Here is a 21180-nt window from a genome sequence, read left to right as displayed (position 1 = left end):
CATATGGCTGACGCATACATCTACGACGCCGTGCGCACCCCGCGCGGCAAGAACCGCGGCGGGGCGCTGCACGGCACCAAGCCCGTCGACCTCGTCGTGGGACTCATCCACGCGGTCCTCGAGCGCAACCCGGGGGTCGACCCCGCGCTGATCGACGACATCGTGCTCGGAGTGGTGTCGCCGATCGGCGAGCAGGGCGGCGACATCGCCCGCACCGCGGCGCTCGTCGCAGGCCTTCCCGAGACGGTCGCCGGCGTGCAGCTCAACCGCTTCTGCGCGTCGGGGCTCGAGGCCGTCAACGTGGCGGCGCAGAAGGTGGCGTCCGGCTTCGAGGACCTCGTGCTCGCCGGCGGCGTCGAGTCGATGTCGCGCGTGCCGATCGGCTCGGACGGCGGCGCCTACGCGCAGGATCCCACGACGAACTACGACCTGTACTTCGTGCCCCAGGGCATCGGGGCCGACCTCATCGCGACCCTCGAGGGCTTCTCGCGCGACGATGTCGACGCCTACGCCGCCGAGTCGCAGCGCCGTGCCGACACCGCGTGGCGCGAGGGGCGGTTCGAGGGGTCCGTCGTGCCGGTGCGGGACCAGAACGGCGTGACCCTGCTCGACACCGACGAGCACCGCCGACCCGACACCTCTGGACTGGGGAATCTCCCGGCGGCGTTCGCGGCCCTGGGCGAGAGCGCCGGGTTCGACGCCGTCGCGACGCAGAAGTACCACGCCGTCGAGCGCATCGACCACGTCCACACGGCCGGCAACTCGTCGGGCATCGTCGACGGCGCCGCGCTCATGCTGATCGGCAGCAAGGAGGCCGGCGAGCGGCTCGGCCTCACGCCCCGCGCGCGGATCGTCGCCACGGCGGTCACGGGCTCCGAGCCGACGATCATGCTCACCGGCCCGACCCCGGCGACGCTCAAGGCGCTCGAGCGGGCGGGGCTCGCAGCATCCGATATCGACCTCTTCGAGCTCAACGAGGCGTTCGCCGCCGTCGTCATGAAGTGGATGAAGGACCTCGACATCCCCCACGACAAGGTCAACGTCAACGGCGGCGCGATCGCGCTCGGCCACCCTCTCGGCGCGACCGGCGCCATGATCCTCGGCACGCTCCTCGACGAGCTCGAGCGTCGCGACCAGAAGCGCGGCCTCGCGACGCTGTGCGTTGGCGCCGGGATGGGCATCGCCACCGTCATCGAGCGGGTCTGAGCCCGCGGCATCCGTCTGAACCGACTTGAGAAGAGAACACCTATGAGCACCACGATCGACGACACGACCGTGTACCAGGGCTACGCCTGGGAGCAGGATGCCGACGGCGACGTCGTCATCACCCTCGACGACCCCGGCAGCAGCGTCAACACCATGAACCCGCACTTCGTCGCGGCATTGAAGGCGACGGCCGACCGGCTCGAGGCGGAGCGGGACGACATCCGCGGGGTCATCCTGGTGTCGGCGAAGAAGAGCTGGTTCGCCGGCGGCGACCTGAACCTCCTGCGCGCCGCCGACCCCGCCAGGGCCGCCGAGGAGACGGCGCACATCGACGCCGTCAAGGCCGACATGCGCCGGCTCGAGGTGCTCGGCAAGCCGGTGGTCGCGGCGATGAACGGCACCGCCCTGGGCGGCGGCCTCGAGGTCGCCCTCGCGGCGCATCACCGCATCGCCGCCGACGTGCGCGGCGCGCAGTTGGGCGTGCCCGAGGTGTCGCTCGGTCTCCTGCCGGGCGGGGGCGGCATCACCCGCCTGGTGCGGATGCTCGGGCTGCAGAAGGCCCTGACCGACGTCATCCTGCCCGCGACGAAGTTCTCGCCGTCCGACGCGCTCGCGGTGGGCATCGTCGACGAGCTCGTGCCGTCGACGGAGGAGCTGGTGCCGGCGGCGAAGGCGTGGATCGCCGCGAACCCGGCGCCCGTGAAGCCGTGGGACGTGAAAGGCTTCCGCATCCCGGGCGGCGCGCCGAACTCGCCGTCGCTCGCGGGCGCGCTGCCGGCGTTCCCGGCGAGCCTGCGCAAGCAGCTGAGGGGGGCGCCGCTTCCGGCGCCGCGCGCCGCAATGGCCGCGGCCGTCGAGGGCGCGTACGTCGACTTCGAGACGGCGTCCAAGGTCGAGACCCGCTACCTCGTCGAGCTCACCCACGGTCAGGTCGCGAAGAACATGATCAAGGCGTTCTTCTTCGATCTCGGGCACATCAACGCCGGGGGTTCACGCCCGGACGGGTTCCCGAAGTACCAGGCCCGCAAGGTGGGCGTGATCGGCGCCGGCATGATGGGCGCCGCGATCGCGTACGTGTCGGCGAAGGCCGGCATCGAGGTGGTGCTGAAGGACGTCTCGCTCGAGGCGGCCGAGAAGGGCAAGGACTACTCGCGGGCTCTGGAGGACAAGGCGCTCGCGCGGGGGCGCACGACGGCCTCGAAGTCCGGGGCGCTGCTCGCGCGCATCACGCCGACCGCCGATCCGGCCGACTTCGCCGGCGTCGACTTCGTGATCGAGGCCGTGTTCGAGTCGGTTCCGGTCAAGCAGGGTGTCTTCCAGGAGATCGAGCACCTGGTCGAGCCCGACGCGGTGCTCGGCTCGAACACCTCGACGCTGCCGATCACGCTCCTCGCGGAGGGGGTGGAGCGCACCGACGACTTCATCGGCATCCACTTCTTCTCCCCCGTCGACAAGATGCCCCTCGTCGAGATCGTCCGCGGCGAGCGCACCAGCGACGAGGTGCTCGCGAAGACGTTCGACTACGTGCAGCAGATCCGCAAGACGCCGATCGTCGTCAACGACGCGCGCGGGTTCTTCACCTCGCGCGTCATCGGCAGGTTCATCGCCGAGGCGGTCGCCGCGGTCGGCGAGGGCGTCGAGCCGGCGTCGGTGGAGCAGGCGGCGCTGCAGGCCGGTTACCCTGCGGGCGCACTCCAGCTGCTCGACGAGCTCACCATCTCGCTCTCGCGGAGGATCCGCCTCGAGACGCGGGCCGCCGAGGAGGCCGAGGGCGGCACCTGGGTCGAGCACCCGTCGGAGGCCGTCATGGACTGGATGGTCGTCGACGCCGAGCGCCCCGGGCGGCGCGCGGGCGGCGGCTTCTACGAGTACGACGAGTCGGGCAGACGCGTCGGCATCTGGCCGGGCCTGCGCGAGAAGTACGGATCGGGACGCACCGTGCTCCCCTTCGAGGACCTGCAGGAACGGATGCTGTTCGCCGAGGCCCTCGACACCATCGCGTGCCTCGACGCCGGCGTGCTCACGTCGGTGCCCGACGCCAACATCGGCTCGATCTACGGCATCGGGTTCCCGGCCTGGACCGGCGGCGTGCTGCAGTACGTGAACCAGTACGACGGCGGGCTGCCGGGCTTCATCGCGCGGTCGCGCGAGCTCGCGGAGCGGTACGGCGACCGGTTCCTGCCGCCGGCGTCGCTGCTCGCGAAGGCGGAGGCGGGTGAGACCTATGAGTGATTCCACGCTCACGCAGCCCCGCCTGCGCACGCGATTCACCGAGGCGCTCGGCATCGAGCACCCGGTGGTGCAGGGCGGCATGATGTGGGTCGGCCGCGCCGAGCTCGCCGCCGCGGTCTCGGAGGCGGGCGGCCTCGGCATGATCACCGCCCTCACCCAGCCGACGCCCGCCGACCTCGTGAAAGAGATCGAGCGCGCGCGGACGCTGACCGACAAGCCGTTCGGCGTGAACCTCACGATCCTGCCGTCGATCACCCCGCCGCCCTACGACGAGTACCGGCGAGCCATCATCGACGCCGGGGTGACGATCGTCGAGACGGCGGGCGCCAACCCCGAGCCGCACATGGACATGTTCCGCGAGCACGGCGTGCGGGTCATCCACAAGTGCACGTCCGTGCGGCACGCCCTGAAGGCCGAGAAGGTCGGGGTGACCGCGGTCTCGATCGACGGGTTCGAGTGCGCCGGGCACCCGGGCGAAGACGACGTGCCGGGTCTCGTGCTGATCCCGGCCGCAGCCGATGCCCTCAGCATCCCGTTCATCGCCTCCGGAGGGTTCGCCGACGGCCGCGGTCTCGCGGCGGCGCTCGTGCTCGGCGCGGACGGCGTGAACATGGGCTCTCGCTTCATGTGCACCCAGGAGTCGCCCGTGTCGCCGGCGGTGAAGGAGCGCATCGTCGAGGCGAGCGAGCTCGACACGAACCTGATCTTCCGGTCGCTGCGCAACACGGCGCGCGTGGCGAAGAACGCCGTGTCGGACGAGGTGGTGCGCATCCTCGCCGAGGGCGGCCAGTTCCCCGACGTGCGCGAGCTCGTCGCCGGCGCGCGCGGTCGCAAGGTCTTCGAGAACGGCGACCTCGACGCCGGCATCTGGACCGTGGGCCAGGTGCAGGGCCTGATCCACGACATCCCGCCCGCCGGCGAGGTCGTGCGCCGCACGGTGTCCCAGGCCCACGAGGTGCTGTCGCAGCGCCTGTCATTGTTCGCCTGACGCCAGGTCCCCTCCGTCCCCCGACGGGTCCCCCCACCCACCCTGCTCACCTGTCACGACGCGCCCCCTCTGGCGGCGTTTCGTGACAGGTGAGCAGACGGGTTTCAGGCGCCGGCGCCGTGGCGGACGAGGTCCTGGGTCTGGCGGACGAGGTCGTCGAGGCTGCGGGTGCGGGGGTTCCACCACTCCACGGCCCAGTTCATGGACCCCAGCAGCAGCAGCCGGAAGATGTTGATGTCGAGGTCGGCCCGGAGCTGACCCGCATCCTGCGCGGCGTGGAACAGGTCGCGCCAGATGCGACTGTAGGCCGCCTCCTCGGCGGCGGGGCGCACACGGAGATGCTCGGGCACCTGCCCGGCGTTGCGCACGGACGCGGTCGTGTAGTCCGAGATCTGCAGCTCGTAGCGCAGATGCGCGTCCACCGCCGCCAGGATGCTGTCGAGCGGCGTCGACTCGCCGGGCATCGCGGCGATCACCTCTTCGACGTGCACGCGCACGCGATGCGCGCCGGCCCACATGACCTCCTCGACGAGGTCGTCGCGCGAGCCGAAGTAGTAGTAGATCGCCGGCGCCTGGACGCCCGCCACGTCGGCGACGTCGGTCAGCCGCGTGCCCGCGTAGCCCTTGCGACTGAGCACCTGGGCGGCAGCGTCGAGGATGCGCTGGCGCGTGCGCTGCGATTTCGCGGTCGCGCCGTCCTCGCTGCTCTGCGACACCAGGTCTCCTCTCGTCCTGCACATTCTAACCAGGATTCGAAAATGTTGGCGGCAGCCCTTGCGGCACGATCTCCGCGGCGATACTGTGAATCACCATTCACTTCCCGCCCTCAACGACGAGTCTCGGCGACGAGATGGAGACGACCCGACATGACCCTCCTGCACGACGACAGCACGTCCGTCCTCACCACCACCGACCCGCGCGACGGAAGCCCGATCGCCTCGTACCCGGTCGCGTCCGCCGACGACGTGCGGCGCACCGTCGAGCGTGCCACGGAGGCGGGGACGTGGTGGGCGGGTCTCGCCTTCTCCGAGCGCCGGCGTGTGCTGATCGCGTTCAAGGCCGCCATCGCGCGCGATGCGAAGGCGCTCGCCGCGACGATCGCGCGCGAGACCGGCAAGCCCGACGGCGACGCGCTCCTCGAGGTGATGCTGACGCTCGGGCACCTCGACTGGGCCGCCAAGAACGCCGAGCCGGTGCTCAAGCGTCGCAAGGTCAGGGCCGGCCTCGTCAACTACAACCAGCACGCGACGCTCGGCTACGTGCCCTACGGCGTCGTGGGTGTCATCGGCCCGTGGAACTATCCCTTCTACACGCCCATGGGCTCGATCTCGTACGCGCTCGCGGCGGGCAACGCCGTCGTCTTCAAGCCCAGCGAGCTGACGCCCGGCACCGCCGTGTGGGTCGCCGACCGGTGGGGCGAGGTCTGCGACCGGCCGGTGCTGCAGGTCGTGACCGGCGGCCGCGCCACCGGCGCGGATCTCGTGCGCGCGGGCGTCGACAAGGTCGCGTTCACCGGCTCGACCGCGAGCGCGAAGAAGGTCATGGCGGCGTGCTCCGAGACCCTCACCCCGCTGGTCGCCGAGTGCGGCGGCAAGGACGCGCTCATCGTCGCGACGGATGCCGACCTCGACGCCGCGGCCGACTTCATCGCGTTCGGCGCCCTCGGCAACGCGGGACAGACGTGCGTGGGCGTCGAGCGCGTCTACGTCGAGCAGCGCGTGCGCGACGCGCTCGTCGACAAGGTCGTCGAGCGCGCGAAGCGCATCGTCGTGACCGGCGATGCCCCGACCTACGGGCCGATGACCCTCGCGAGCCAGACCGACGTCGTCGCCGCGCACGTCGACGACGCGCTCGCCCGCGGCGGCACGGCGGTCTTCGGCGGTCCGGAGTCGGTCGCCGACCGCACCGTGTCGCCCATCGTGCTGGTCGACGTCCCCGAGGACTCCGACGCCGTCCAGCGCGAGACCTTCGGCCCGACCGTCGTCATCAACGCCGTCGCCGACCTCGACGAGGCCGTCGCCCGCGCCAACGCGACCGAGTACGGTCTCGGCGCCGCCGTGTTCACCAAGGACGCGAAGAAGAGCGAGCGCGTCGCCGCGCAGCTGCGCGCAGGCGTCGTCACCATCAACTCGGTGCTCGGCTTCGCGGCGATCGGGGCCCTGCCCTTCGGCGGCGTCAAGGGATCGGGCTTCGGCCGCATCCACGGCGCCGACGGCCTCCGCGAGTTCAGCGTGCCGAAGTCGATCGCCCGGCAGACCCGGAAGGCAGCACTCAACCTGCTGACGCTCGAGCGCTCCCCCAAGGACATGCACATGGTCGAGCGCATGATCCCGATGCTCCACGGCAAGGCGCGCTGACCTCGATCCGCGGCGGCGTCAGACCGGGTCGATGCCCAGGACGATCTCGACCAGCTGCGTCAGCCGCGCGGCCGCCGCGTCGTCGCGGACCTCGAGCAGGGGAGCCTGGTCGGCGACGACGCCCAGTCCGGCATGGACGAGGACGGATGCCTCGCGCCCGCCGAGTTCGGGACGCACGGCCTGCAGCAGCGCCGCCCAGTCGGCGATGTGCGCGCGCTGCATGGCGCGCAGGCGCCGCTGCTCCTCGGGCGCGAGGTTGCCGATCTCGGAGAAGTAGATGCGCATCAGCGCGAGGTGCGTGAACGTGTGGTCGACGTACGCGCGGCAGAGGCGCCGCAGCGCGTCCTCGGGCGAGGACGCCGACTCGCGGGCGTGCAGCGCCGCCCGCTCGAGCTCCACCGCCGCACGCTCGCAGGCGGCGAGGAGCAGCGCGGACTTGCCGTCGAAGTGGCGATAGACCCCCGACGGCGTGAGGTCGACCTCCACCGCGACGTCCTCGATGGTCACCTCGTTGTAGCCGCGCGCGGCGAACTGGCGGATCGCGGCGTCGATGAGACGGGCCCGGCGGCCCTGGTCGGAGGCGGGCTCGTCGTCGGGCGGGCGCGGGGGCGCAGCATCCGTCGCCCTCACCGCGTCGGGAGCGGGAAGCGAGCCGTCGAGCGCGCGCCATGCCGCACCGGCCAGCAGGGTGCGCAGCGCCCGCGCGCCGACCACCGTGCGGTGCGCCGTGATGCTCGCGACCGCGCTCAGCGCGCCGAGCACGAGCAGCCGGCGGTCGGTCTCGTCGACCTCGGGGCGGTACACGACGTGCGCCGCCTCGAACCGCGCGCGGAGCAGGCGGAACTCGGACGTGAGCAGCTCGCGGTCGTCGTGCTCGAGGTAGCGGCCCTCCCAGCGGTAGATGCCGCCCGTCGCCCGGAGCTCCACGGTGGTCGCGATGACCGCGTCGACCAGCGCGTCGAGGGCGGCGTGCGCGTCGTCCGGCGAGTCCAGGGGGAGCACGGCCGCGGCATCGGTGTCTTCGATGAGACGGTGGGCGATGGTGAACGCGGTCTGCACGAACAGCGCGTACTTGTTGGGGAAATGCCGGTACAGGGCGGGCGCCGAGATGCCGACGGCCGCGGCGATGTCCTGCATCGCCACGGCGTGGTAGCCGTTCTGCGCGAAGGCGAGGGCTGCGGCCTCCTCGATCCGGCGCTTGCGGTCCCGCGGCCGCGTGCGGGCGGCGGGCGGCGCGACGGTGGGCATGCGGACAGCCTACCCGCGGCCGCGGCGCGCGGCCCGGAACGAGAGTGCGCGTTCACTTGCACCATGTCGCCTGATGTGAATTTCGGTTAACAAAATCGTGACATCCGCCGCGACGCCTGGCATACTCGACACGAGCCACCGGTGTCGCAGGGTTGCGGCATCCGTTGACGATGACGTGACGAGAGGCCACCCGATGAACGACTCCGCCCCCACCGCGATCCCCGCCGCCGCGAGGCGCAACCACTGGATGAACCAGGTCGCCACGCATGCCGAGATGAAGCCGGATGCTGCGGCCTTCCGCTTCCTCGGCACCACGACGACGTGGCGCGAGACGCGCGACCTCACCGACGCGTTCGCGGCGGCCCTGGCGCGTCGCGGCGTCGCCGCGGGCGACCGCGTGCTGCTGCTCACGCTGAACCGCCCCGAGGTCGTGATCTCGGTGTTCGGCATCAACCGGATCGGCGCGATCGCCGTGCCGATCAACGTGCGCCTCACGCCGCCCGAGATCGCCTACATCATCGACGACGCCGACGCGGACGTGCTCATCGTCGAGGGGCCGCTCGCTCCGCTCGTCGGCGCCGTCGCCCAGATCACCGACCGCCTCACCCGGGTCATCGTCATCGGCGAGGCCGGCGAGGGCCAGGAGTCGTGGGCGGATCTCGTCGCCGAAGACGCGGCGGGCTTCGAGGCACCCGACATCCCCGAAGACACGACGGCGCTCATCATGTACACCTCGGGCACGACCGGCCGCCCGAAGGGCGCGATGCTCGACCACGTCAACCTCTACGCGCAGTCGATCACCTGCATCCGCGCCAACAACGTCGTCGACGAGAGCGACATCGCGTTCATGACCGCGCCGCTCTTCCACATCGCCGGTCTCGGGTCCATCGCGCCGAACTTCATCCTCGGCATCCCGACGGTGATCCACCCGCTCGGCGCGTTCAACGCCACCGAGCTGCTCGACGCCTGGGAGCGCGAGAAGGCGACGATCGTCTTCAACGTGCCGCAGCAGTGGCAGGTCATCTGCGCCGACCCGTCCATCCCCGAGCGCGACCTGCACCTGCGCATCATCAGCTGGGGCGCCGCACCCGCCTCCGACACCCTTCTGCACGCCATGGCCGACACCTTCCCGCACGCGACGAACGTCGCCGTCTTCGGTCAGACCGAGCTCTCGCCGATCACGTGCGTGCTCCGCGGCGAGGACTCGCTCCGCAAGCTCGGCTCGGTCGGCAAGCCGATCCCGACCATCCAGTACCGCGTCGTCGACGAGGACATGAACGACGTCGCCCGAGGCGAGGTCGGCGAGATCGTGTACCGCGGGCCGACCCTCATGAAGGGGTACTGGCGCAAGCCCGTCGAGACCGCCGAGGCGTTCGAGGGCGGCTGGTTCCACTCGGGCGATCTCGTCCGCCAGGACGACGAGGGCTTCGTGTGGGTCGTCGACCGCAAGAAGGACATGATCATCTCGGGCGGCGAGAACATCTACTGCGCCGAGGTCGAGAACGTGCTGTTCGCCCACCCCAAGATCCTCGACGTCGCGATCTACGGCCGCGCCGACGAGCGGTGGGGCGAAGTGCCGGTCGCGGCGGTCGCGCTGGCACCCGGCGAGGAGCTGACCGTCGAGGAGCTGCAGGCGTGGCTGAGCGACAAGCTCGCGCGCTTCAAGCAGCCCAAGGCGCTGGTCGTCGTGCCCGCTCTCCCCCGCAACGCCGGGGGCAAGGTCAACAAGGTCGCGCTGCGCGCGGCCGACCGCGAGCTGACCCCCGCGTAGGCCATGACAGCTGCTGTGGCCGCGCTCGTCCGTGAGCGCGGCGGATCCGTCGCGCTCATGGACGTCGCCGTGCGCGCTCCCGGCCCGCACGAGCTCGTCGTCCGGGTGATGGCGTCCGGGGTGTGCCCGACCGACCTGTTCGGCATCGACGGCGGAGCGGGGGACCGCTTCCCCGCCGTGTTCGGGCATGAGGGCGCGGGCGTCGTCGAGGCCGTCGGTGCGGAGGTGACCCGGGTGCGTCCGGGCGACCGCGTCGTGCTCGGCTTCGGCTCCTGCGGTGCGTGCGGCCCGTGCCGTGATGGGCACCCCGCGTACTGCGACCGCTTCGCCGAGCTCAATTACGCGCCGCGGTCCGACGCCTCCACCGAGGGCGGCGAGCGCGTCACGACGGGGTGGATGGCCCAGTCCTCGTGGGCGACCCGCATCGTCGTGCCCGAGTCGAGCGCCGCGCCCATCGGCGCCGACGTGCCGTGGGCGGTGGCGGCGACGCTGGGCTGCGGCATCCTCACCGGCGCGGGCACCGTGCTCAACGTTCTTCGACCCGCGCCCGGCGACGGGCTGCTCGTGCTGGGTGCCGGCACGACCGGGCTCGCGGCTGTGATGGCGGCCGCGCACCGCGGCGTGGGCCGGATCGTCGTGAGCGACCCTGTCGGGGCGCGCTGCGCCCTGGCCCTCGAGGTGGGCGCGACCGAGGCGCTGTCGCCCGACGCCCTCGCGGCCCTGCGCCCGGCGCCCCTGTTCAGCCACGTGCTCGACACCGCGGGAACACAGCCGTCGATCGACGCGGCCCTCGCCGCCGTCGCGCCGCGCGGCGTCGCCGCGACGGTCGCGCTCAAGCCCGGCGCCAACCCCGTCACCGTGTCGCAGACGCGCCTGCTCTGGGGTCGCACGCTCGCCGGAGTGATCGAGGGCGACGCGGACGTCCCTCGCGACGTCCCGCTGCTGGCGGCGCTGTGGCGCGCGGGGCGGCTGCCGGTCGAGCGTCTCGTCGGCACGTACGCGTTCGCCGACGCGCAGACGGCGATCGCCGATGCGCGCGCGGGGCGTGTCGTCAAGCCCGTGCTCGAAATGGAGGGGATCACGGATGCTGCGGCCGCAGCATCCGTCCGCTCCCTGGTCGACCGGCTCCGCGACGGCGTGCCCGACGACGACCTCGGGGCGCTGTGGCGCTCGCTCCCTCCGGTGTCGACGACCGAGCTGCGCGGACTGTGGCACGGCTGGGCGGCGACCCGCGACCACCGCGCCGGGAGGCTGCTCGAGCGCAGCCGCTGGTACGGCAAGCTCTTCCGCTCCGGCGACGACGTCGCGCCGATCGTGTGCGAGACCGACGACGGAGCGCTCGTCGCCGACCAGGGCCTCGCCCGCGGCGGCGCGACGCTGCGCGTCATCGAGCACGACGGCGTCGCGACGGCGTCGATGGTCTACGACGGGCAGCCGATCATCGACCACTTCGTGCGGCTGGGGCCCGGCGTCGTGTTCGGCGTCATGACCGGCCGCGGCACCGACGATCGCGGCCGCGCCTTCTACTTCGTCCTCGAACACGTCGAGGACCGCCCCGTCGCCATGCGCGACACCACCCCCGCAACACACAGCACCTGACGCATTCGAGGAGGAATGATGTCGACCCTTCGCACCACCCGCCCCTCCCGTCCATCCCGCCGCCTGCTGCCGCTCGTCGCGGCCGGCGCGACCGCCGCCCTGGTCCTCGCCGGCTGCGCCGGCCGTGACGCGGCGCCCGAGGCCTCCGCCCCCGGCGAGGCGCAGTGCGACCCGGGCTTCACCGACACCGAGGTGACCATCGGCAACAGCATCCCGCTGTCGGGACCAGCCGCCGCCTACGGCGCGATCGGCCAGACCCTGAAGGCGTACTTCGACGACATCAACGCCGCCGGGGGCCTCGAATTCGCCGACGGGGTGACCCGTGACGTCACGGTGTCGGTGCTCGACGACGGCTACGACCCGGCCAAGACCGCGGCGAACGTGCGCACGCTCGTCGAACAGGACGAGGTCTTCGCGCTCGCGGGCGTGCTGGGCACGGGCGCCGCGATCAGCGTGGCTCCGTACGTCGAGGAGGCCGGCGTGCCGAACCTCTTCACCGGCACCGGGAGCGACGCGATCCTCGGCCTCCACGAGGCCGAGCCGTGGACCACGGCCTTCATGCCGCAGTACAGCTTCGAGGTGCAGGCGCTCAGCGAGTACCTGGTCGAGAACCACCCGGGCGCCAAGGCGGCGATCCTGTACCAGAACGACGATTTCGGCGAGAGCATCCGTGCCGGCTTCGAGGCGGCGTTCGAGGGCACGGATGTCGAGCTCGTCGCGGCCGAGTCGTACGAGGTGGCATCGGCATCGGTCGACAGCCAGGTCACGACGCTCGCAGCCTCGGGGGCGGACGTGTTCCTCGACTGGGCGGTCGGCGCGTTCGCGACGCAGTCGCTCAAGAAGAAGCTCGAGCTCGGGTGGGACGCCACGACCGTGATCAACGCCCCCGCCGCCGACGCGACGTTCTTCCTCAAGCCCGCCGGACCCGGCGCCGCCGACGGCGTCGTGTCGATCGCGTACACGAAGGACATCACCGACCCGTCGCTCGCGGGCGATGAGGGCTTCGACGCGTGGACCGAGTTCGCGGCCGCCCACCCCGACGAGGTGAACGCGCTGTCGGCGCCCGCCGCCGCCGGCTACCAGACGGCGCAGCTGCTCGAAGCGGCGCTGACGACGATGGAGGGCTGCACCCGCACGGCCCTGCTCGAGGCGGCGACCTCGTTCGACGAGCTCGAGCTCGACCTCGCGCCGGTCACGATCACGACCACGCCGGACTACCCCTACGTGTTCCGCGAGATCAAGGTGCAGGTGTTCAACGGCGAGAACTGGGACCTCGCCGACGGCAGCTACACCGTCGGCGACTGACGCCATGGCCGATCTGCTCGAGATCTCGGACGTCCGGCTGTCGTTCGGCGGACTGCAGGCCCTCGACGGGCCGAGCCTGACCGTCGCCGACGGCGAGGTCGTCGGGCTGATCGGCCCCAACGGCGCCGGCAAGACGAGCCTGTTCAACTGCGTGAGCGGCCTCTACCGCCCGCAGCAGGGCAGCATCCGCGTCGCGGGAAGCGAGGTCACGCGCCTCCCCCGGCACCGGATCGCGGCCCTCGGCGTCGGCCGCACGTTCCAGAACCTCGGTCTGCTCCCCTCGCAGACCGTGCTCGAGAACGTGCTGGCCGGCGCCTACCACGCCACCCGCGGCGGCTACTGGGCGGCCGCGCTGGCCGTCCCGTCGGTGGCGCGCACCGAGGCTGCGATGCGCGATCGCGCGCTCGCCCTGCTCGCAGACCTCGGCCTCGCGAATGCGGCCCCGCGGGTCGTGGGGACGCTGCCCTTCGGCACGCTCAAACGCGTCGAACTCGCCCGCGCGCTCATCGCCGAGCCCCGGCTGCTGCTCGTCGACGAGCCGGCCAACGGGCTCGTCCACGGCGAGGTGCTCGAGCTCGGCGCGACGCTGCGCCGCCTCGCCGCGGAGCGCGGCACCGCGATCCTGCTGGTCGAGCACCACATGGGCCTCGTCCGGTCGGTCTGCGACAGGGTGGTCGTGCTCAACTTCGGGCGCATCATCGCGACCGGCGCCCCCGCGGAGGTCGCGCGCAACCCGCAGGTGGTCGCCGCCTACCTCGGGAGCGCCGCATGACGCTGCTGTCCGTCGAGATCGCCGCGGCCGGCTACGGCGCCGTCACCGTCCTGCGCGACATGATCTTCGAGATCCCCGAGGGCGGGCGCCTCGTCGTGCTCGGCGCGAACGGCGCGGGCAAGACGACGACCCTGCGCACCGTCTCGGGCATGTGCCGCATCGAGGGCGCCATCCGCTTCGCGGGCAAGGACATCACCGGGATGCCGCCGCACCGCGTCGCCGCCGGCGGCATCGCCCACGTGCCCCAGGGCCGCGGCACGTTCGGCGACCTCACGGTGCGCGAGAACCTGCTGGTCGGCGGATCCGGCCGCCCCGGGCGGGAGGCCGCGCGCGACGCGTCGCGCTGGCTCGACCGCTTCCCCCGGCTCTCCGAGCGCAGCGGCCGCCCCGCGTCCGGGCTGAGCGGCGGCGAGCAGCAGCTGCTCGCGATCGCCCGTGCGTACATGGCCGCTCCGCAGCTCGTGCTGCTCGACGAGCCGTCGCTGGGGCTGGCGCCGAAGATCACGCAGGAGCTGTTCGCGACCCTCGACGAGATCGGACGCGAGACCGGCACCGCGATGCTCCTCGTGGAGCAGAACGCGGAGCTCGCGCTCGGCATCGCCGAAGAGGCCGTCGTCATCGAGAGCGGCACGATCACCGTCCGCGGGACGGCGGCCGAGCTGCGGGATCAGGACGAGGTGCGCCGCGCGTACCTCGGGGTGTGACGAGGAGGATCGATGTTCCTGCAGCAGGTGGTCGACGGCATCGCGACGGGAGCGGTCTACGGCGCGCTGGCGCTCGCGATCGTGCTGGTGTACCGCGCGTCGCGCACGCTGAACTTCGCCCAGGGCGAGCTGGCCCTTCTCGGCGCATACGTGTCGTGGCAGCTCACCGTGTGGGGCGTGCCGATCTGGGGCGCGCTGCTCGTGTCGATGGTGACGCTCGCACTGCTGTCGGCGGTCATCGAGCGCGCGCTCGTGCGACCTCTCGTGCGCCGCCATCAGCACCTGCCGCTCATCATCGTGAGCCTCGGTCTCATGATCGCGCTCAACGCCCTCATCGGGTGGATCTGGACGTATCAGACGAAGGAGCTGCCGGCCCTCTTCGGGGCCGGCTCGTTCCTCATCGGAGGGGTCTCGGTCTCGCGGCAGGACGTCGGCATCGTGCTCTCGGTGCTCGTCGTCGCGGCAGGCCTGGCGGCCCTCTTCGGCTTCACGCGCGTGGGTCTTCGCATGCGCGCCGCCGTGTCGTCTCCCGAGTCGGCCGAGCTGTCGGGCATCTCGACGGGCCGCACGATGTCGATCGGCTGGGCCCTCGCGGGCGCCGTCGGCGCGCTGGCCGGCACGATGATCGCCCCTGAGCTGTTCCTCCACCCCGGAATGATGGGCCCCGTCCTCATCTACGCCTTCGCCGCGGCGACGCTCGGCGGTCTCGAGTCCCCTGTCGGGGCGCTCGTCGGCGGGGTCGCGGTCGGCATCATCGAGAACCTCGCCGGCAGCTACCTGCCGGCGGTGGGCTCCGAGCTCAAGCAGGTCGTCGCCCTGCTCATCATCGTCGCGGTGCTGCTGATCAGGCCGCAGGGGATCTTCGGACGCCGAGAGCTGGTGCGCGCATGACCGTCACGACCACGTCCCCCGTCCGCACGCTCCTCGCGTCACGGCGGCCGGCGTCCTCCGTGGCCGAGTGGCTTCGCCGGCCGCGCCCGCCTCTCGCGCCGCCGCGGTGGCTCACGATCGTGCTGTCCGCCGTCGCCGCGGTCTCCCTCATCGCGGTCCCGCTCGTCAACCCGAGCTACATCAACCTCACCATCACGCTCGTGATGATCTGGACGATCGTCGGCCTGGGGCTCAACCTCCTCGTCGGCTTCGGCGGACAGGTCTCACTGGGCCACTCCGCGTTCTTCGCCATCGGCGCGTACACGGTGGCCGTGGCCGGCGAGAGCGGGCTGCCGCATCCGTTCACTCTCGTCGCCGCCGGAGTGCTCCCCTTCGTCGTCGGCTACCTCATCGGCCTTCCCGCGCTGCGGCTGAAGGGCCTGCAGCTGGGGCTCGTGACCTTGGCGATGGCGATGGCCACGCCCGCGGTGATCCGCGCGCTCGAGCCGTGGACCCACGGCAGCCGCGGCATCGCCATCGACGGCGATCCCCCCGCGTGGATCCCCCTGGCACACGACCAGTGGGTCTACTACCTCGCGCTCGTCGCCGCCGCCCTCGCTTACCTCGTGACGCGCCGGCTGGCCCGTGGCCGGCTCGGCCGCTCGTTCGTCGCCGTGCGCGACGCCGAGCTCGTCGCCGAGACGCTGGGCGTGGACGTGTGGCAGACCAAGACGAGGCTGTTCGCGGCATCGGCCGTCTACGCGGGCGTCGCGGGCGGACTGTACGCCATGCTGCTGGAGTTCATCGGCCCCGAGAACTTCGGCCTCACGCTCTCGATCTCGTTCGTGACGCTGATCGTCGTCGGCGGGCTCGCGACCGTGCCCGGGGCGGTGCTCGGCGCCCTGTTCGTGCAGTACGTGCCGACGTTCACGTCGAGCATCAGTCCCGCCGCGACCGGGGCGGTCTACGGCGCCGTGCTCATCGTGTTCGCCTTCTTCCTGCCGTACGGGCTCGTGGGACTCCTTCGGGCCGCGCTCGCTCCGATCGTGCGCCGCATCCCCGGATCGCGCCCCGCGGGCTCATGATGACGGATGCCGCCGCCCCGTCGTGACCGTTCACGCGACGCTCCGCGATTCGGGGGTCGCGACGCGCCGCGTCGCGACCTCCGATTCGGCGTGTTGCGCCACGTCTGCGCGCCGGAGGACGGATGCTGCGGCCCGCCGCTCGGGCGGAGGCGGCAGCATCCGTCATCACGAGCGCGCGTCCGGAGTCGCGTAGGTGCTGCGCTGCTCGATGACCGCGAGGGTGCAGCGCGAGATGCAGACGAGACGGCCGGCCTCGTCGGCGATGCGGATCTCCCACACGTGCACGCGGCGTCCGACGGCGATCGGCGTCACGGTGCCGACGACCCAGCCCGACGAGATGGGGCGCAGGTGGTTGGCGTTGATCTCCATGCCCACGACGTGGAACCGCTCGCGGTCCACGGCGAGGTAGCCGGCCCACGACGCGAGCGTCTCGGCGAGCGCGACCGAGGCCCCGCCGTGCAGCACGCCCGCGGGCTGGACGGAACGGTGGTCCACCGGCATCCGTCCCACCAGCGCGTCGTCACGGATCGCGACGATCTCAATGCCGAGGTTCTCGATGAGCGTGCCCGGCGCCATCGCCGAGAGGTCGATGCCGGCGACGTCGCCGAACCACAGGCTCACGGCCTCACCCTGCGGCTTCCTCTTCACGGTCGGCGGCGGCCTGGTGCGCGGCATCCGCGACGTAGCCCTCGATGTGGCGCTCGGCCGGGCCGTTGTACTCCGACAGCGGGCGGATGAGCGCGTTCGAGCCGAGCTGCTCCATGATGTGGGCCGTCCACCCTGTGACGCGCGCCGCCACGAACAGCGGTGTGAAGGTGAGCGTGTCGAACCCGATGAGGTTGTACGCCGGACCCGACGGGTAGTCCAGGTTCGGGTAGATGCCCTTGCGGCTCACGAACTCGCTCTCGAGAGTGTCGTAGAGCGCGGCCACCTCGGGGCGGTCGTAGTGCTCGACGAGGGTGTCGAGCGCCGCCTTCATCGTGGGCACGCGCGAGTCGCCGCGCTTGTACACGCGGTGGCCGAAGCCCATGATCTTGCGCTTCTCGGCGAGAGCCTGATCGAGCCACGGACCGACGTTCTCGGCCGTGCCGATCTCGTCGAAGATGTGCAGCACGGCCTCGTTGGCACCGCCGTGCAGCGGGCCCTTCAGCGCGCCGATCGCCGCGACGACCGCCGAGTACAGGTCGCTGAGGGTCGACGTCACGACACGGGCGGTGAAGGTGGAGGCGTTGAACGAGTGCTCGGCGTAGAGGATCATCGAGCGGTTGAAGGCGTCGACCACGATGTCGTCGGCCTGCTCGTCGAACGTCATCCACAGGAAGTTCGCGGCGTAGTCCAGGTCGTCGCGCGGGGCGACCGGCTGCAGGCCGCGCCGGCGGCGCTGACCATAGGCGACGATCGCGGGGAGCACGGCGAACAGACGCACGCTGCGCGCCAGGTTCTCCTCCTCGCTCCCGCTCACCTCGAGCACCGAGCCGGTGCCGGCGAGGTCGCGCGCGCCGATCAGGCTCACGGCGGTCCGCACCTCGTCCATCGGGTGCGCGTCGATCGGCACGAGGTCGATGGCGGCGCGCACGTCGGCGGGCAGGTGCCGGTAGGCGCGCTCGGTCGCGCGCAGCTGCGCCAGCTGCACGTCCGTCGGAAGCTCGCCGTGCCACAGCAGGTAGGCGACGGCCTCGAAGGGCTGCGTCGCCGCGAGCTCCTGCACCGGGTAGCCCCGGTACAGCAGCGAGTTGGTCTCGGGGTTGACCTTCGAGACCGCCGTGTAGTCCACGACGACCCCCGCGAGGCCCTTCTTGATGTCGGGATCGGTCATGACTGCTCCTTCGGGTCGTGACTCAGCGCTGGATCTGGAAGTTGAAGACGTCCTGGTCGAAGTGGTTGTACTGCTCGTAGTCGATGAGGTCGTAGAGGTCGGCGCGGTGCTGCATCTCGCCGAGCTTGGAGGTGAGGTGTCCGTCGTCGATGAGCGTATCGAGAGCGCGGGATGCTGCGCCCATGGCGATGCGCAGCAGCGAGACCGGCCAGATCACGATGTTGACGCCGACGCTCCGCAGCTGGTCGACCGAAAACAGCTCGGACTTGCCGAACTCGGTCATGTTCGCGAGGATCGGCACGTCCACGGCGGCCCGGATCGCGGCGAACTCCTCGAGCGTGCGCATCGCCTCGGGGAAGATCGCGTCGGCCCCCGCGTCGACGAGCGCCCTCGCACGGTCGGTGGCGGCATCCAACCCCTCCACCGCACGGATGTCGGTGCGCGCCATGATCAGGAAGTTCGGATCGCGACGCGCATCCGCGGCGGCGCGGATGCGCTTGACCGCGGTGTCCTCGTCGACCACGGCCTTGCCGTCCAGGTGACCGCAGCGCTTCGGGTTGATCTGGTCCTCGATGTGCGTGCCGGCGAGGCCGGCGTCTTCGAGGGTCTGGATCGTGCGGGCGACGTTCATCGGCTCGCCGAAGCCGGTGTCGGCGTCGATGATCGCCGGCAGGTCGGTCATGCGCGCGATCTGCTGGCCCCGCGCCGCCACCTCGGTGAGGGTCGTGAGACCGATGTCGGGAAGACCGAGGTCGGCGCTGAGCACGGCGCCCGAGATGTAGACGCCCTCGAATCCCTTGCGCTCGATGAGCCGGGCGCTCAGCGGGTTGAATGCGCCCGGAAACCTCAGCAGCTCGCCGGACGCGAGCCGCTCGCGGAACAGCCGCCGCTTCTCGTGTGCCGGCACGGTGGAGTACAGCATCAGAAGAGTCCCTTCGGCGCCGGCGCCGCGGCGAGCACGCCGAAGTCGGCGACGATCGTGAGCTGCTGCACCTCGTCGGCGGTGAGCTCGGGCAGGCGCTCGGCGAGCCCGAGGAAGCGCTCGATCTCGTCGGCCGAGAGCACCGGCTCGGCGAGCAGGCGGAACTTGCGGACGTAGTCCTCGCGCACGAACGGCCGCGCGCCGAGCGGGTGGGCGTCGGCGACGGCGATCTCGTCCTCGATGGTCTCGCCGCCCGTCAGGCGGATCTCGACGCGGCCGCCGAACGCCTTCTCGTCCGGGTCCTCCGAGTGGTACCGGCGGGTCCACTCCTCGTCTTCGGCGGTGGTGATCTTGTGCCACAGCGCAACCGTGTCCTCCCGGCCGGCTCGCGACGGGAGGTAGGAGTCGACGTGGTGCCAGCCGCCGTCCTGGAGCGCGACCGCGAAGATGTACGGGATCGAGTGGTCGAGCGTCTCGCGCGACGCCGTCGGGTCGTACTTCTGCGGGTCGTTGGCGCCCGAGCCGATCACGTAGTGCGTGTGGTGCGAGGTGTGCAGCACGATCGCCTCGACGTTCGCGGGGTCCGCGAGCTCCGGGTGCTCGCCGTGGAGCTTTCGCGCCAGGTCGATCCACGCCTGCGCCTGGTATTCGGCCGAGTGCTCCTTCGTGTACGAGTCGAGGATGCCGCGCTTGGGCTCGCCCTGACCCGGCAGCGGCACCTCGTACGAGGCATCCGGTCCGTCGAGCAGCCACGCGATCACGCCGTCCTCGCCCTCGTAGATCGGGCTCGGCGACGTCTCGCCGCGCATCGCGCGGTCGACCGCCTCGACCGCCATCTTGCCCGCGAACGCGGGGGCGTGCGCCTTCCACGTCGAGATCTCGCCCTTGCGCGACTGACGCGTGGCGGTGGTGGTGTGCAGGGCCTGGCCGACGGCCTGGTAGATCGTCTCGACGTCGAGGCCGAGCAGTGTGCCGATGCCGGCCGCGGCCGACGGACCGAGGTGCGCGACGTGGTCGATCTTGTGCTTGTGCAGGCTGATCGCCCGCACCAGGTCGATCTGGATCTCGTACCCGGTGGCGAGCCCGCGCACGAGCGCGGCGCCGTCGGCGCCGACGTGCTGGGCGACCGCGACGATCGGCGGGATGTTGTCGCCGGGGTGCGAGTAGTCGGCCGCGAGGAACGTGTCGTGGTAGTCCAGCTCGCGCACCGCCACGCCGTTCGCCCACGCCGCCCACTCCGGGCTCGTCTTGCGGTCGAGCGCGCAGCCGAAGACGGTGGCGCCCGAGCCGCCGACCGACACGGCGTGGTCGAGGGCCTGCTGGCGGGCGGCGCTCACGGGAGCACGGGTGAGGGATGCTGCGGCCACCGCCGCGTTGTCGATGACGCGGTTGATGATCATGTCGACGACGTCCTGGTCGACTTCGACGGGGTCGGCGGCGACTTCGGCGATGTGCCACGCGAGCTGCCCCTCGCGCGCGAGGTTCTCGTCGCTGCGGTGGACGCGGAGGTGGTGGATGACGGTCATGGCTGGCCTTTCAGGTCGAGCGCGGAGTCGTGGAGATCGGCAGGAGCCGCTGCGGTGAGTGACTCGAGGATGCTGTGCAGGGCGTTGTGCAGGTGCACGTGCGTCGCGTGCGCGGCGAGGTCGGCGTCGCGCGCGGCGATCGCCGTCGCGATGAGACGGTGCTCGGCGACGGATGCTGCGAGCCGCGCGGGATTGTCGCGTGCGAGCCGTCGCACCCTGACGAGATGTGTGCGGACCGTTCGCAGCGCGGCGGTGAGATAGTCGTTCGCCACCGCAGCATCCAGCGCGAGGTCGAAGTCGGCGATGAGCGCGTAGTAGGCGTCGCGGCCGTCGGCGCCCGCCCCGCCGCCGTCGAGGTCGACCCGCGCGAACTCGAGGGCGAGCTCGGCGAAGGCGGCGGCATCGCCCCGCTCCGCGGCGAGCCGCGCGGCGGACTGCTCGAGGGCGCGGCGCACCTCGAAGATCTCGCGGATGTCGTCGGCGTCGATCGCCGTCACCACCGTCACGCGCGGAGACTGCTGCGCCACCAGTCCGTCGCCGGCCAGGCGGCCGAGCGCTTCGCGCAGAGGGGTGCGGCTGACGCCGAGGCGCGCGGCCTGCTCGACCTCGCCGAGCACGGCGCCGGGCCGCAGGACACCGGACTGGATCTCGTCGAGGAGGGTCGCATAGGCACGATCGCTGGCCCGCATCCGCACCACCTCCTCGTTCGACGCCTCGGCCAGTGTATACATAAAAGGGCGTTCAAGGCATGTGAGATCTCAGATTGTTCAACGCGGTAT

At 71.6% G+C, this 21180-nt stretch carries 18 protein-coding genes; 11 read left to right on the top strand and 7 right to left on the bottom strand.

The window, feature by feature from the left end; all coding sequences use genetic code 11:
* Nucleotides 1-3: 3 nt before the first annotated feature.
* From ACFQ7C_RS08710 to ACFQ7C_RS08700, 3 genes are read left to right on the top strand one after another with little or no spacing between them, the layout of a single operon-like run.
* Complete coding sequence (locus ACFQ7C_RS08710; RefSeq protein ID WP_378899207.1) at nt 4-1206, top strand: acetyl-CoA C-acetyltransferase; 1203 nt, start codon at nt 4-6, stop codon at nt 1204-1206.
* Between the two features lie 42 nt (nt 1207-1248).
* Complete coding sequence (locus ACFQ7C_RS08705) at nt 1249-3438, top strand: 3-hydroxyacyl-CoA dehydrogenase NAD-binding domain-containing protein (protein WP_378899205.1); 2190 nt, start codon at nt 1249-1251, stop codon at nt 3436-3438.
* Nucleotides 3431-4426: an NAD(P)H-dependent flavin oxidoreductase gene (locus ACFQ7C_RS08700; RefSeq protein WP_378899203.1), complete on the top strand. Its 996-nt coding sequence runs from the start codon at nt 3431-3433 to the stop codon at nt 4424-4426. Before ACFQ7C_RS08705 ends, ACFQ7C_RS08700 begins: the two co-directional genes overlap by 8 nt.
* Before the next feature lie 104 nt (nt 4427-4530).
* Here ACFQ7C_RS08700 and ACFQ7C_RS08695 read toward each other — a convergent pair whose 3' ends face one another.
* A complete protein-coding gene (locus ACFQ7C_RS08695; protein WP_378899201.1) occupies nt 4531-5142 on the bottom strand; it encodes a TetR/AcrR family transcriptional regulator in 612 nt (203 codons plus the stop codon).
* 150 nt (nt 5143-5292) lie between these two features.
* On the opposite strand from ACFQ7C_RS08695, the gene ACFQ7C_RS08690 reads away from it, so the two are divergent.
* The gene (locus ACFQ7C_RS08690; protein ID WP_378899199.1) at nt 5293-6783 is read left to right on the top strand and encodes an aldehyde dehydrogenase family protein; all 1491 of its coding nucleotides are present in this window, start codon (nt 5293-5295) and stop codon (nt 6781-6783) included.
* Nucleotides 6784-6801: 18 nt separating this feature from the next.
* Here ACFQ7C_RS08690 and ACFQ7C_RS08685 read toward each other — a convergent pair whose 3' ends face one another.
* Nucleotides 6802-8031, bottom strand: coding sequence for a TetR/AcrR family transcriptional regulator (locus ACFQ7C_RS08685; RefSeq protein WP_378899197.1), 1230 nt, complete (start codon nt 8029-8031; stop codon nt 6802-6804).
* 193 nt (nt 8032-8224) lie between these two features.
* Between ACFQ7C_RS08685 and fadD5 the strand changes: the two genes are divergently transcribed.
* From fadD5 to ACFQ7C_RS08650, 7 genes are read left to right on the top strand one after another with little or no spacing between them, the layout of a single operon-like run.
* On the top strand, nt 8225-9802 hold the full coding sequence (gene fadD5 / locus ACFQ7C_RS08680) for a fatty-acid--CoA ligase FadD5 (protein WP_378899195.1): 1578 nt from the start codon (nt 8225-8227) through the stop codon (nt 9800-9802).
* A gap of 3 nt (nt 9803-9805) precedes the next feature.
* Nucleotides 9806-11401, top strand: a complete 1596-nt coding sequence (locus ACFQ7C_RS08675; RefSeq protein WP_378899193.1) for an alcohol dehydrogenase catalytic domain-containing protein — start codon at nt 9806-9808, stop codon at nt 11399-11401.
* Nucleotides 11402-11419: 18 nt separating this feature from the next.
* A complete protein-coding gene (locus tag ACFQ7C_RS08670) occupies nt 11420-12706 on the top strand; it encodes an ABC transporter substrate-binding protein (protein ID WP_378899191.1) in 1287 nt (428 codons plus the stop codon).
* A 4-nt stretch (nt 12707-12710) separates the two neighbouring features.
* A complete protein-coding gene (locus tag ACFQ7C_RS08665; protein ID WP_378899189.1) occupies nt 12711-13478 on the top strand; it encodes an ABC transporter ATP-binding protein in 768 nt (255 codons plus the stop codon).
* On the top strand, nt 13475-14182 hold the full coding sequence (locus ACFQ7C_RS08660; protein ID WP_378899187.1) for an ABC transporter ATP-binding protein: 708 nt from the start codon (nt 13475-13477) through the stop codon (nt 14180-14182). Before ACFQ7C_RS08665 ends, ACFQ7C_RS08660 begins: the two co-directional genes overlap by 4 nt.
* A 12-nt stretch (nt 14183-14194) precedes the next feature.
* Nucleotides 14195-15073, top strand: a complete 879-nt coding sequence (locus tag ACFQ7C_RS08655) for a branched-chain amino acid ABC transporter permease (RefSeq protein WP_378899185.1) — start codon at nt 14195-14197, stop codon at nt 15071-15073.
* Entirely contained in the window at nt 15070-16137 is a 1068-nt protein-coding gene (locus ACFQ7C_RS08650; RefSeq protein ID WP_378899184.1) for a branched-chain amino acid ABC transporter permease, read from the top strand. The genes ACFQ7C_RS08655 and ACFQ7C_RS08650 overlap by 4 nt, the downstream gene beginning before the upstream one ends.
* Nucleotides 16138-16302: 165 nt before the next feature.
* Here ACFQ7C_RS08650 and ACFQ7C_RS08645 read toward each other — a convergent pair whose 3' ends face one another.
* Genes ACFQ7C_RS08645 through ACFQ7C_RS08625 form a run of 5 tightly spaced genes read right to left on the bottom strand, consistent with a single transcriptional unit; the run spans nt 16303 to nt 21090 of the window.
* Nucleotides 16303-16758, bottom strand: coding sequence for a hotdog fold thioesterase (locus tag ACFQ7C_RS08645; RefSeq protein ID WP_378899182.1), 456 nt, complete (start codon nt 16756-16758; stop codon nt 16303-16305).
* 4 nt (nt 16759-16762) lie between these two features.
* A complete protein-coding gene (locus ACFQ7C_RS08640; protein WP_378899180.1) occupies nt 16763-17953 on the bottom strand; it encodes a bifunctional 2-methylcitrate synthase/citrate synthase in 1191 nt (396 codons plus the stop codon).
* A 22-nt stretch (nt 17954-17975) separates the two neighbouring features.
* Nucleotides 17976-18875, bottom strand: coding sequence for a methylisocitrate lyase (gene prpB / locus ACFQ7C_RS08635; RefSeq protein ID WP_378899178.1), 900 nt, complete (start codon nt 18873-18875; stop codon nt 17976-17978).
* On the bottom strand, nt 18875-20401 hold the full coding sequence (locus tag ACFQ7C_RS08630) for an MmgE/PrpD family protein (protein ID WP_378899176.1): 1527 nt from the start codon (nt 20399-20401) through the stop codon (nt 18875-18877). Before ACFQ7C_RS08630 ends, prpB begins: the two co-directional genes overlap by 1 nt.
* Nucleotides 20398-21090 carry a GntR family transcriptional regulator gene (locus ACFQ7C_RS08625; RefSeq protein WP_378899592.1) on the bottom strand — a complete coding sequence of 231 codons (693 nt, stop codon included), beginning with the start codon at nt 21088-21090 and terminating at the stop codon, nt 20398-20400. Before ACFQ7C_RS08625 ends, ACFQ7C_RS08630 begins: the two co-directional genes overlap by 4 nt.
* Between the last annotated feature and the right edge of the window lie 90 nt (nt 21091-21180).

Origin of the sequence: Microbacterium sp. NPDC056569 (assembly GCF_042793475.1) — a bacterium.
In the GTDB taxonomy this organism is placed as follows: domain Bacteria; phylum Actinomycetota; class Actinomycetes; order Actinomycetales; family Microbacteriaceae; genus Microbacterium.
Note: the sequence above shows the minus strand (reverse complement) of the source record. Positions and strands in the feature narration are given on the sequence as shown.

What these genes read in the sequence shown, in the direction of transcription:
- ACFQ7C_RS08640 (WP_378899180.1), bottom strand. Translation starts at nt 17,953, where the DNA reads ATGACCGATCCCGACATCAAGAAGGGCCTCGCGGGGGTCGTCGTGGAC.
- ACFQ7C_RS08650 (WP_378899184.1), top strand. Translation starts at nt 15,070, where the DNA reads ATGACCGTCACGACCACGTCCCCCGTCCGCACGCTCCTCGCGTCACGG.
- ACFQ7C_RS08630 (WP_378899176.1), bottom strand. Translation starts at nt 20,401, where the DNA reads ATGACCGTCATCCACCACCTCCGCGTCCACCGCAGCGACGAGAACCTC.
- ACFQ7C_RS08690 (WP_378899199.1), top strand. Translation starts at nt 5,293, where the DNA reads ATGACCCTCCTGCACGACGACAGCACGTCCGTCCTCACCACCACCGAC.
- ACFQ7C_RS08665 (WP_378899189.1), top strand. Translation starts at nt 12,711, where the DNA reads ATGGCCGATCTGCTCGAGATCTCGGACGTCCGGCTGTCGTTCGGCGGA.
- prpB (WP_378899178.1), bottom strand. Translation starts at nt 18,875, where the DNA reads ATGCTGTACTCCACCGTGCCGGCACACGAGAAGCGGCGGCTGTTCCGC.
- ACFQ7C_RS08625 (WP_378899592.1), bottom strand. Translation starts at nt 21,090, where the DNA reads ATGCGGGCCAGCGATCGTGCCTATGCGACCCTCCTCGACGAGATCCAG.
- ACFQ7C_RS08675 (WP_378899193.1), top strand. Translation starts at nt 9,806, where the DNA reads ATGACAGCTGCTGTGGCCGCGCTCGTCCGTGAGCGCGGCGGATCCGTC.
- fadD5 (WP_378899195.1), top strand. Translation starts at nt 8,225, where the DNA reads ATGAACGACTCCGCCCCCACCGCGATCCCCGCCGCCGCGAGGCGCAAC.
- ACFQ7C_RS08700 (WP_378899203.1), top strand. Translation starts at nt 3,431, where the DNA reads ATGAGTGATTCCACGCTCACGCAGCCCCGCCTGCGCACGCGATTCACC.
- ACFQ7C_RS08670 (WP_378899191.1), top strand. Translation starts at nt 11,420, where the DNA reads ATGTCGACCCTTCGCACCACCCGCCCCTCCCGTCCATCCCGCCGCCTG.
- ACFQ7C_RS08660 (WP_378899187.1), top strand. Translation starts at nt 13,475, where the DNA reads ATGACGCTGCTGTCCGTCGAGATCGCCGCGGCCGGCTACGGCGCCGTC.
- ACFQ7C_RS08710 (WP_378899207.1), top strand. Translation starts at nt 4, where the DNA reads ATGGCTGACGCATACATCTACGACGCCGTGCGCACCCCGCGCGGCAAG.
- ACFQ7C_RS08705 (WP_378899205.1), top strand. Translation starts at nt 1,249, where the DNA reads ATGAGCACCACGATCGACGACACGACCGTGTACCAGGGCTACGCCTGG.
- ACFQ7C_RS08685 (WP_378899197.1), bottom strand. Translation starts at nt 8,031, where the DNA reads ATGCCCACCGTCGCGCCGCCCGCCGCCCGCACGCGGCCGCGGGACCGC.
- ACFQ7C_RS08655 (WP_378899185.1), top strand. Translation starts at nt 14,195, where the DNA reads ATGTTCCTGCAGCAGGTGGTCGACGGCATCGCGACGGGAGCGGTCTAC.